Below are 10519 nucleotides of genomic sequence, written 5' to 3'. Positions count from 1 at the left end.
AAGCGCTCACACGCTATTGCGATGATGGCCAGCTCGAAATCGATAACCTGCCAGTCGAGCGCGCGCTACGCGGGGTAGCCATCGGTCGACGCAACTATCTGTTCGCTGGGGCAGACTCCGGCGGCGAACGTGCCGCCGCGATCTACAGCCTCATTGGCACCGCAAAACTCAACGCCATCGATCCAGAGGCGTATCTGCGCTTCGTGCTCGCGCGCATCGCCGAGCATGCGATCAACCGCATCGATGAACTCGCACCGTGGGTCGTCGCCGATCAACTCCGCACCACGGCCTAAAGATCTCAGTCTCCAGTCAAGACGTCGCTGGGGCCACGCTTACGAAGGATGCAGGGGAAAGTCCAGTTGCAGCAATATGCCTACCTCCTGCAAATCCACCAACGACGCCGTTTCGCCCTCACCGCATTTCTGCATAATCCTTCCAACATTATTCAGGGCTGTCTCATTAGTAGAGTCAATACCTCTGTGCCACCGAGGCGCGTACGTAAGCTTGTCGAAACAACGACAAAATATGGCGGAATTGTTGGCGTTAATTGTCGGTCTAGGCAGACAAATATCACCCCAGTCTGTCCCGGCTGGTGTACTGCCGGACTTCAAGCCAGTAGGCATGGATCTCGCTATAACCTACCTCGCGATCGCTGCCGGTTGCGAGGAAAATAAATCCTTGATAGTACGAACGCCTGCTGCCCGCGCTGGCCTTTGCTATCACTACCACCCGACCGGGAAGTATTGCGGCAAATGATGAATTCTGCGGGAGCTACCTAATGAAGTTTTCGAAATTCCGGACACGATGGCGATATATCCGTTCCCAACAGCGGCTACAGCTATGATGCGGTTGGCTAACGTAGGCGCGGTTCTCACCGCGGCCGAGTTGTGAAACACCCGCTCGTCGCTCGTGAAAAACCTGAAGCCCGCACTGATAGGTTCGTTTATGCACAGTAGAGAAGGATTTGGTGAAGCGATTGGACATCACGGTGAGCTTTTGCAGGGAGTTTTCGAAAGCGACGGAGGTCGCCTGCGTCGTGGCTTAGTTTCGCTGCCTTGTCCTAACCTAACGTCAAAAGCGAGATTTTTAGTCGATGGCGAAATGCAGGTTTCTGTTAGTCCACGACGTTGCGAAAAGGCAAGACGGGCTGCCGAGCTTACGCTCAATACCTTCGCGCAAACAGTAGCCGGCGGACATGTGACAATTAATAGCAATATCGCCGTCGGGCGCGGTATGGGATCATCGACTGCTGACGTTGTGGCCACTATCTTAGCCGTGCTGGACTGCTTGAACGTCCAAACCTCAATTGACCGTGTAATGCAGATTGCCGTGAACGCCGAGATGGCATGTGATTCCACGCTGTTTTCCCAGAACGCCGTGCTCTTTGCACAACGCGAGGGGCTTGTAATTGAAGCCTTCACAAACTCACTGCCCAATGTTGACTTCATTAGCATCGATGCAGCGGCAGCGGAGCCCGTCAACACCCTCACATTTAAGCCGGCCGAGTATAGCCACGTGGAGATTGAAACCTTTCGTTCGCTGCTGGCTCTCCTGCGCCACGCGATTAACACGTCCAATCTCAACTTGCTGGGCCGCGTGGCTACGGCGAGCGCCCGAATCAACCAAAGATTCTTGCGAAAGCCCCACTTGGACCGCATCGAAGAAATCGGTGTCCGGCACGGCGCGATTGGTGTCCAAGTTGCCCACAGTGGAACAGTCGTTGGTTTGATGTTCGACCCAGCGGACGATCGAAACGCAGATCATATAGAGTTGGCTATGCGTGATCTAAGGCGTTCAGGCTTTGAGCAGTGTAGCGTACACGCTCAACTAAGCCATGAAATGTAGGAAGGAATGAAATGCATGTGCAAGTTGGGGGGCGAGGTGCCAGCCACGTGTTGACCTTCGGATGCTTGCGACTACTGTCGTTGTCGACGATGCAGCGCACGTCGAGTTCGGCCGGTACGGCCTTATCGATTTCGCACAGGAGCGACAGGAATTCTAGGTGTCTATGACGTGGCTGCAGATGGCAAGTACGGTCCCGTTGAGGACATTAAGCGTGACGAACAATGTAGTGGAGCTATGACGGAACATAGTCGTGCGTGACGGATTCGGCGCAGCCGAAAACTCATTGGCGGCATGGGTTGGGATCATTCGAGCGCCTGACACTGGCTGTTCTCGTCCACTCACGGGACTAGGCGTCTCCCGTGGGATCAGTTACAGACCACCCACATCGCGCAATTTCTCGATGGAGAACTAATCGGTCAAGAGGTTGAAGCTTTCGCTGCGATGCGGTTACAAACCCAACAGCTTGAAGTAACGGTGCACATTCGTCGGTGATGTAGCTGTTTCCACGCCGATCGGGGGCACGCTCCAGTGCGCGTGGCACCGTCCGCCGGTTCGTATGTAAGGTTTTGTGGATCAGTTGGGCCAGTCCTCCCATGGGCATGCGACGCATCCCGTTCCCTTGATGGGATCAACGCTACGCGCGCAGAGATCGAGTTAACAACAGAACACTAGTTGATGGAGAACCTAATGTTTGATCGCATTCAAATGCGAAATTTAGAGGATTTTGAGAATCCTCGAATCGTCAGACTGACTGACGATTTGTATGGCGCCAGCTTCTTCCTCATGAAGCTCCTACCGGCGCGATTTATGCTGGAGCGGGCTTCGGAACAAGGCTTGTTAAGGCCCGGGGCCACTATCTGCGAGTCGTCATCCGGCACTTTTGGTCTTGCCTTGGGCATGCTTGCCGTACAGTATGGATACAAGTTAATACTCGTGAGTGACTGGGCGCTCGACCGGCATCTTCATAAAAGACTTCTCGAGTTGGGGGTGCAGGTCGAAATTGTGGACAGGCCAGCGCGCATCGGCGGACTTCAGCAGGCGCGGTTAAACAGACTCGCCAAATATCTAAAGGAGATCCCTGGCTGCTATTGGCCCTCACAGTACTCCAATACGGATAATCCGTTGTCGTACGGAAAATTTGCGGAACTACTGATCCAAAGAGTTGGAAAGATAGATTGTTTAGTTGGCCCTGTTGGATCAGGCGGGTCGATGTGCGGTACGACAACGTTTCTTCGGACGCTGTTTCCTGAGTTGCACGCGGTCGGTGTTGATACTCCGAACTCTGTCCTGTTTGGGCAACACAGCGGAAAGCCGATACCTCTCAGCGGCCTTGGCGGTGCATTTGTTCCATCCAATGTAGATCACACCCAGTTTGACGAAATTCACTGGCTAACGCCTGTCGAGGTGTTCCACGCAACTCATCGATTACACCGGCATCACGGATTGTTTATGGGTCCGACTAGCGGTGCGGCATACAAAGTGGCCGACTGGTGGTCAAGAAAAAACCCCGGGAAAAAGGTCGTCGCGATTTTTCCCGATGAGGGCCACCGTTACGTCGAGACGGTCTATGACGAGAACTGGCTTTCGTCCGTACCTGGATGGGCTGCATCGGTGCCCCGCGAACCCATGGTTGTAGAAACGCCGACCCAAGAGATGACCGTATGGTCTACCTACGCTTGGCGCAGGCGAACGCTTGATCAAGTCCTTTCTAGCCTCATTCATGAGCCACCCATGATTCTTCATGCATCTCCGCAACAGGTGTCCGACCCAGCCTCGACCGGGCGGAATCTGAATGCACAAAACAAGAGTCTCACCCCTATCGGAGAAACGCGAGACGCACGGCTGATATTCTTGTCGCGCTTTGATCGCGCGTCGGTTTCCCACCTTCAGTTGAAGCCTGAGCAGACACAGTTCGTGGATCCGTTGTATACAGTGTTCCTTGAGCTTCAAACTAGTTCTCTTGATGAGGATGAGTACCCCTGCTCGGTTGCGGTCGGAGATAAGATCGTTGGCTTCTTTGTCCTGCGTGAAAAGGCGGCCTTGCCGGACTGGGCGCCGTCAGATGCTATTACTGTGCATAGCTTCCGGATTGGCGAATCATATCAGGGCAATGGATATGGTAAGGCGGCGTCTCGATTGATGGCTGATTGGGTTTTGTCGAATCGACGCCATGCTAATCGTCTTATGCTCGCAGTCAATCGACGCAACGTTATAGCCAAGCGAACCTATCTGAGTTCGGGTTTTCACGAAACGGGTATTAACTATTGCGGACCGACCGGACGCCAAGAAATTCTCGAATACAAACTAAGGTAACTTCGCTGATGCACCGTAGTTCTAATCTGATTCGTTGTCGTTCTTTAGCGTTGCAGAATCCCGTTTGACCGGCTGAGATGCAAAACCAAGATCAACATGATATGAGAAAACGACACCTGATTGTGCTGCATTTTTTCGGCGGCGTGCCCAAGTCGCGTGCACTGCGAACGAATGTTGTCGACGTACGCAGCTTGGTATGGCGCCGCAGACGGTGGTCTCGACAAAAGGTGCCTATGCCAACGTGAAGATCCGATCGAGAATCTACGCAACCGATACAGAAAGCGATAAAAAACGCTTCGTGCACTTTGCATCTCATCGACGGATTGAAGAAGGCTTAGCAGATGTTAGAGCAATTTAACCAGCTTTCCCGCTTCCCAAACAAGCCCGCTATGCGCGGGATTGTGTTTATGTCCTGCGGGGCATTTCTCTTTTCTTTGGTAGATGCGGTCGCGCGGCTTATTTCGACTCACTATCCCCCAAACGAAATAACTTTCTTCCGGATGCTGTTTGGATTGATTCCCGCTGCCTACATGTTAAGACGTCACGGTGTTCTTGAAAATAAAATGACGCTGCATCGCTTTTTTGGACATTTCTCGAGAGCGGTCACCGCACTGACTGCGAGAGTCCTTTTCTTCGCTGGGTTACCTAACCTTCCGCTATCAACTGCTGTGGCGCTCCAGTACACCGAAGTGATGTTCATCGGCCTACTTGCCATGGTTTTCCTGTCCGAGCGTTTTCATCTTTCAACAGCATTAGCTTCGATAGTTGGTTTTTTCGGAGTCGTCCTCGTGTCATTGCCGCTTACCGGAATTAAAGGGTCATTGACTGCAGTGAGTCTAGTCTTGCTCAGTGCGATATTTGGCGCGGGTTCGATCATTCAGGTTAAGAGGCTTTCGACAACCGAAGATCCGGCGGCAATCGTTCTATATTTTACGATCATTGCCACAATTCTTAGCGGGGTTTCACTTCTCGTCGCGTGGGAGACGCCCAACGCGAAGGATTTTGGATACATGGCGCTTATAGGACTGACTGCCGGCGCAGGCCAATTGTTGCTTACCGTCGCACTAGCAAACGCTGCCGCGTCACTTGTGGCTCCATTCGGCTACTCCGGCGTCGTATGGGCAATTATTTTGGAGTATATGATTTGGGGTGAAACAATTTCTAAACGAACTGCGATCGGATTTGTCGTAATTATCGGAACTGCGCTTTACCTGTGCTTATCTGCAAGGCAGGCTGAAGCAGTCGAATAACTGCGATACGCGAAGTATGTGGAACCACCGAAGCGAGGAATAGAGTGTGGAAAGCGGGACGCAAGAGTGTGTCTAAAAGAGTGAGGCTTTGGCAAAGACGATATCCAGTCTGTCGGGCAGAGCGGAATATCTATGCGAGGGAAGTGGTGAGTGCGATCTCGGGTTGTATTTGCACCGTACTTTGTATAACTGATTCGACAAGGTTGAGATAATATGGAAAGAGAAGTTCCGCCAAGTGACTCCTGGTTTGCCGTCCCGTATGAAGTAGATGCTGGTATCGGGAACCGTGCTCATATTGGCATGGTCGTCATTTCAAACGATCAGACTCTCTCGCACGAAGCACACGCAATGCTGAAGATTCCTGGCGTGGCTCTTTATGAAAGTCGCATCTTGACTTCTCGACAACGCAATCAGGCTGTCAGCGCTGAAGTGCTAAAGAGCCAGATGGAAAAAATCGATGCGGCGGTTCGCCAAATAAATTCGATACGCCCGTCTGACGTCGTTGCACTAGGGTGCACGTCTGCGGCAATGGTGATCGGGCTACGTGAGTTGGAGCGGCGCGTCCGCGAGGTTCACCCCGACTCGCTCGTTACGGAGCCCTTCACTGGGATAAAGACTGCGCTGAGGTCGCTTGGTTCGAACAGCGTTGGATTGGTGTCGCCATATCCACGCAAAGTTGCGAGCCAAATGGCAGAGTGTATCGAGGCTGAGGGAATCAAGGTGAAATCGATCTGCACCTTTCACAACGATAGCGGGTTCGTCAGCGATGAAGCCGCGTTTATATCGCCCGCGAGCATAGCCAATGCGGTGCGAGCTACCGCAAGAAGCGCCGAGGTTGATACGGTCATCGTCGCGTGCACTCAAATGCGCGCAGCGGCCATAATCGGCTCCTTGGAGCGTGAAACTGGTAAGAAGGTCATATCTTCAAACCAAGCGTTATGCTGGCACGCTTTGCGGCTAACTGGATGCGAGGACATTCAATCGGAGTGGGGGCAGCTCTTTCAGGCGTCGTTGCCGAGGCCCGCAAAGGTTCCGGCGGAGCGCGCTTCAACGGGACCGTGAAGCTCGTTCGGTCAGTCGATTTTGACGTGGCGGGCGCTCGGAACGGGAAATCAACGACACTGAGGCGGTCGGAGAGCTCGGTGCATCTTTGCCTCACTTTCTGGGCCGGGAACCTGCCTACTTGGGACAGGTTGCCAAGTGCGTCGGAAAGCCAAGGCTAGCTCCGGTCAACGTCAACCGGGCCTATCGCGTCATGCGCGTAAGGATTATTGAGGCGCAGGTACGTGCCGCAGCGTCCGCATGACGGCACGGTGGCAGTCGCAAAGGGCAATCAGCGGCGGTTCCCACTCCGGTGAGCCGCTGAGCGCGAGGTCGTCTAGGCTCGATGGACGCGATCCCGCGGCGATTTGCTGCGCGGCGGCAACCCGCTGCTACAGGGGGGACGTCGTGCATAACCTAACCGTCGGGTTCGAGCAATGGTCTGAAACGGGCTTGTCGTCGTTGCTTTCGGCCGCTTTGCGGGGATCCCGTTGGCGTTTACCTTGAAGTAAGGTGGCGCGAAATATGACAGTAGCCTGAATCTGCCACAAGCGCAGTTAAGAAACTCGGATACCGATGAATAAAAGTGCTTCAACAGCTAACGGTTCAACTCTTCACGAGATTGTGCGCGCTGAGATTTCAAGACGTATTACTACGGGAATATATAAACCCGGCGATTTGATAACGTCGACCGCCCGACTTGCCGAAGAGTTCGGCGTGAGTTCCATCACGGTCAAGCGGGCCTTGCGCGAGCTCCAATCAGCTGGTCTGCTGACGTCCATACCCGGGAAAGGGACATATGTGAAAGATCGGTTTCGCATCATCCGCGAATTGGATGTTTGCATGTCGGGTTTAGACAATGCACGGTCGCTCGGCTTTCAGCCAAAGGTGCAGCTAGTTTCGCTTACAAAGGAAAGGATCAGGGACTTAACCTTAAGCGTCTTCAATCCTCCGGACCAAGTGCTGTTGTGTGTTCGGAGGGTGATTTACGGCGACGATGTGCCTATCATGTACGATTCCTCATTCGTTCCCACCGACATGTCGGACGAAATCGTCGACGAGTTCGGAGAGCACTTCATCATCGATGCTCTCAAGCGACATAAGGTCGCAGTCAACGAAATGTCGTTTGTCGTTGATGCGGCTCCGGCCTCGCAGGAAGCTCAGCAGGTGTTCTCGGTTCCCAATGGCTACCCAACACTGCGCCGACTCTATAACTTAAAAACAGACAGTCCCACTATGTCAATTGTCGGCATAATTGAATCACCGTTTGATCGGCTAGCTTGCACAGTTCGTTTCGGCAGCACGCGAATTTCGAAAATGGATAAAGAAGAATAAGAATCCTTAACAAAATGATGAATGGGGCTGTTTACTTCTGGCCGTTCCTGTTAACCTGATCGTTGTTTCGACGGCGAAAAGGCAATGGCCAGACCCATACTGGCCGACGATCTCGGTGTTTGTCAACGTAGTTGTCATGTCACTTCACGCGCACTGCTTTAACTCGGCCGGGGGCATGCGCTCTGGAGTGAGCCAGACTTCGTCCTTCAATTCCCAATTGCGGGGCGAGCCAGACCAACGCTGCGGGTTGCGGGCCTTGGCCTGCGCGTAGACGGCTTCCCGCTGTGCCAACACTGTGGCGGCAACGCCGCTATGACGCTGCGCCGGCGTGACGAATTTCAGGCCGCTGTGTTTGTGCCCGTGGTTGTACCAACGCACAAACTGCTGCGTCCAGGCACGTGCCTCGTCGAGGCTCGCGAACGCCTTGCGCGGATAGGCGCTCTCGCCAAGGCGCTTCCTTCGGGGAGCAACGCCGGCGGCACCGAAACGACGGGGACGAATGCAGATGACGTTCTCGTGGGTGATGCGGCCTTGCACGGACCCAGAAGGTCGATGGCCACGCCATCGATCACTTCTGCCGCAGGCGCCGTCTCGTGATGCTCAGCAACAGGCTCCTGTGGTGCAGGCGAGATGCCTTTCTCCCGCTCCAGCAGGTATTTTGTGATCGATTTACGTAGCAGATTGGCATTGATCCCGTGTTCCTGAGCCATGCGCGCGACGGAAACGCCGGGTTGCAGCGCGGCCTCGACCACCGTGCGCTGGACATCACGGCTCTGCCGTACGACTCTTAACTCTGAGTCTTTGTCAGCCATAGGTGTCCACCTCGAAATGGACTGACCCCCAGAAGTTGGACACTTCTGCAGGGAGTCTTGTGGGCAAGTATTCGGAAGAGACGAAGCTCGCGGTCGTCAAGAATTATTGTTCGGGAACGGCCGGGCTCAAAGTCGTTGCTCGCCGCCATGATGTGGATGTTACGTCGCTACGCAAATGGGTGGCAGGCTATCGTTCGCATGGTGCTGCAGGCGTCAGGGAAAAGGCGCGGGCCACCTATAGCTTAAAATTCAAGCTGTCTGTGTTGCGACGCATGCGTGACGAGGGCCTTTCCTATCGGCAGGCCGCCGCGCTGTTTGATATTCGCAACTTCAATATTATCGCTACGTGGGAGCGCAACTACGATCAGGGCGGACTGGAGGCCTTGTCACCACACGCTTCCTCACGCCGCAAGAAGATGACAAAGCATCAGACCACAGAATCTCCGAGATCATCAAAGGGTGACGCTAGGCGCACTCGCGACGAATTGATAAAGGAACTGGACAACCTCCGCATGGAGAACGCCTATCTAAAAAAGCTCAATGCCTTGGTTCAAACGACCGCGGAGCAAGCGCAGCGCAAAAAGCACAAATCGTGATCGAGCTAAGGCACCAATACCCTCTTGCCGGTCTGCTCAAGCTAGCAGGCTTGGCGCGCAGCACTTTCTATTATCAACAGAAGGCGCTGCAGGCGGCCGACAAGTATGCTGACCTCAAGGCCCGGATCAAGACAATCTTCGACAGGCATAAAGGACGATATGGCTACCGTCGCATCACCGCTACGATTCGGCAAGAGGGCCTCGCCGTCAACCACAAGACGATCCAGCGTCTCATGGGTGATCTGCGACTGAAGTCCTGCGTGCGGATCAAGAAATATCGCGCCTACAAGGGCGAAGTGGGAAAAATTGCGCCAAATGTTCTCGAACGCAAGTTCGACGCAGAATCGCCGAACCAGAAGTGGGTCACAGACGTGACCGAATTCAACGTTCGTGGGGAGAAGCTCTATCTCTCCCCAGTGCTCGACCTTTACAATGGTGAGATCGTTGCGTACCAGATGGCCCGGCGTCCTTTGCTTGACGTGGTAGGCACTATGCTAAAAAAGGCATTTGGTCGGCTCAAACAGAGCGACAAGCCAATCTTACATTCCGACCAGGGCTGGCAATATCAGATGGCGGTGTACCGTCGCCTTCTTGAGAACCGTTCGATCACACAAAGCATGTCACGCAAGGGCAACTGCTATGACAATGCCGCCATGGAGAGCTTCTTCGGCACCCTCAAAGCGGAGTTCTTTTATCTCAACAAATTTGATAATCTTGACGAGCTGGAGGTCGGCATAAAGGACTATATCCGGTACTACAACCATGACCGTATCAAGCTAAAACTGCAGGGCATGAGCCCCGTAAAATATCGGACTCAATTCGGTCAGGCGCAGCCATCTAACCGTCCAACTTCTGGGGGGCAGTCCACATTGGTGGGCACCAAAGTAGCCAAACTCAACGACGAAATCTACACGGTAATGAAGACACGCTTACGCTGTAGCGCAGGGTAACGGTTCTGCTTGCCGATGGGTGGCAGAACAGTCATAGGCTGGTAGCGCAGTTCGAGCGTCGCGGTTATCGGACGGCCTTTCGCGTCGCGAAGCTCGACGCGGTGGAGCCCCTTGTCCTGAACCTGCTGCATGGCTTTGGAGATCGTGTACTGACCGTCTCCTGCGAGCCTGTCAACGCAGGTACGCACAAGGAAGTGGGTGCAAAGATCGTATGCGGTGCAAAAAAGCTCGTAAATGTCGCTTTCCCGATCGCCGATGTGAATGCAACGCACAGGATCGTCGAGAAGCTCGGTCGACTGGCGCATATTCTCCAGCCATCGCCAGCTTTCCTTTTCCTCAATCGGTACGCGCGTGGGATTGATATGGCGCTTGAGCTC

Annotated in this window: 7 protein-coding genes and 4 pseudogenes; 7 read left to right on the top strand and 4 right to left on the bottom strand. The window is 53.9% G+C overall.

Annotation, left to right across the window (positions count from 1 at the left end):
* Positions 1-293 (top strand): transposase domain-containing protein (locus ACLFKU_RS41020; protein WP_410853023.1); only part of this gene is annotated, 293 nt, incomplete at its 5' end.
* A gap of 616 nt (positions 294-909) precedes the next feature.
* Positions 910-1845 (top strand): GHMP kinase, encoded by a 936-nt coding sequence (locus ACLFKU_RS41015; protein WP_410853022.1) that lies wholly within the window; start codon positions 910-912, stop codon positions 1843-1845.
* Here ACLFKU_RS41015 and ACLFKU_RS41010 read toward each other — a convergent pair.
* Positions 1827-2431, bottom strand: a pseudogene (locus ACLFKU_RS41010) (IS630 family transposase); the annotation flags it as partial. The gene ACLFKU_RS41015 and the pseudogene ACLFKU_RS41010 overlap by 19 nt on opposite strands.
* Before the next feature lie 101 nt (positions 2432-2532).
* Between ACLFKU_RS41010 and ACLFKU_RS41005 the strand changes: the two are divergent.
* From ACLFKU_RS41005 to ACLFKU_RS40990, 4 genes are all read left to right on the top strand, one after another.
* Positions 2533-4158: a pyridoxal-phosphate dependent enzyme gene (locus ACLFKU_RS41005; protein WP_410853021.1), complete on the top strand. Its 1626-nt coding sequence runs from the start codon at positions 2533-2535 to the stop codon at positions 4156-4158.
* Between the two features lie 341 nt (positions 4159-4499).
* Entirely contained in the window at positions 4500-5408 is a 909-nt protein-coding gene (locus ACLFKU_RS41000) for a DMT family transporter (protein WP_410853020.1), read from the top strand.
* 213 nt (positions 5409-5621) lie between these two features.
* Positions 5622-6470, top strand: coding sequence for an Asp/Glu/hydantoin racemase (locus ACLFKU_RS40995; RefSeq protein WP_410853019.1), 849 nt, complete (start codon positions 5622-5624; stop codon positions 6468-6470).
* A 555-nt stretch (positions 6471-7025) separates the two neighbouring features.
* Entirely contained in the window at positions 7026-7784 is a 759-nt protein-coding gene (locus ACLFKU_RS40990) for a GntR family transcriptional regulator (RefSeq protein WP_410853018.1), read from the top strand.
* A 144-nt stretch (positions 7785-7928) separates the two neighbouring features.
* Here the strand turns inward: ACLFKU_RS40990 and ACLFKU_RS40985 are convergent.
* Positions 7929-8219: pseudogene (locus ACLFKU_RS40985) on the bottom strand (integrase core domain-containing protein); the annotation flags it as partial.
* Positions 8123-8596, bottom strand: a complete 474-nt coding sequence (locus ACLFKU_RS40980) for a transposase (protein WP_410853017.1) — start codon at positions 8594-8596, stop codon at positions 8123-8125. The gene ACLFKU_RS40980 and the pseudogene ACLFKU_RS40985, both read right to left, overlap by 97 nt.
* Positions 8597-8655: 59 nt before the next feature.
* Between ACLFKU_RS40980 and ACLFKU_RS40975 the strand changes: the two are divergent.
* Positions 8656-10010, top strand: a pseudogene (locus ACLFKU_RS40975) (IS3 family transposase); the annotation flags it as partial.
* 89 nt (positions 10011-10099) lie between these two features.
* On the opposite strand, the pseudogene ACLFKU_RS40970 reads toward ACLFKU_RS40975, so the two are convergent.
* Positions 10100-10519 (bottom strand): annotated as a pseudogene (locus ACLFKU_RS40970) (IS4 family transposase); the annotation flags it as partial.

Origin of the sequence: Paraburkholderia sp. EG304, assembly GCF_046543485.1 — a bacterium.
In the GTDB taxonomy this organism is placed as follows: Bacteria; Pseudomonadota; Gammaproteobacteria; order Burkholderiales; family Burkholderiaceae; genus Paraburkholderia; species Paraburkholderia youngii.
Note: the sequence above shows the minus strand (reverse complement) of the source record. Positions and strands in the feature narration are given on the sequence as shown.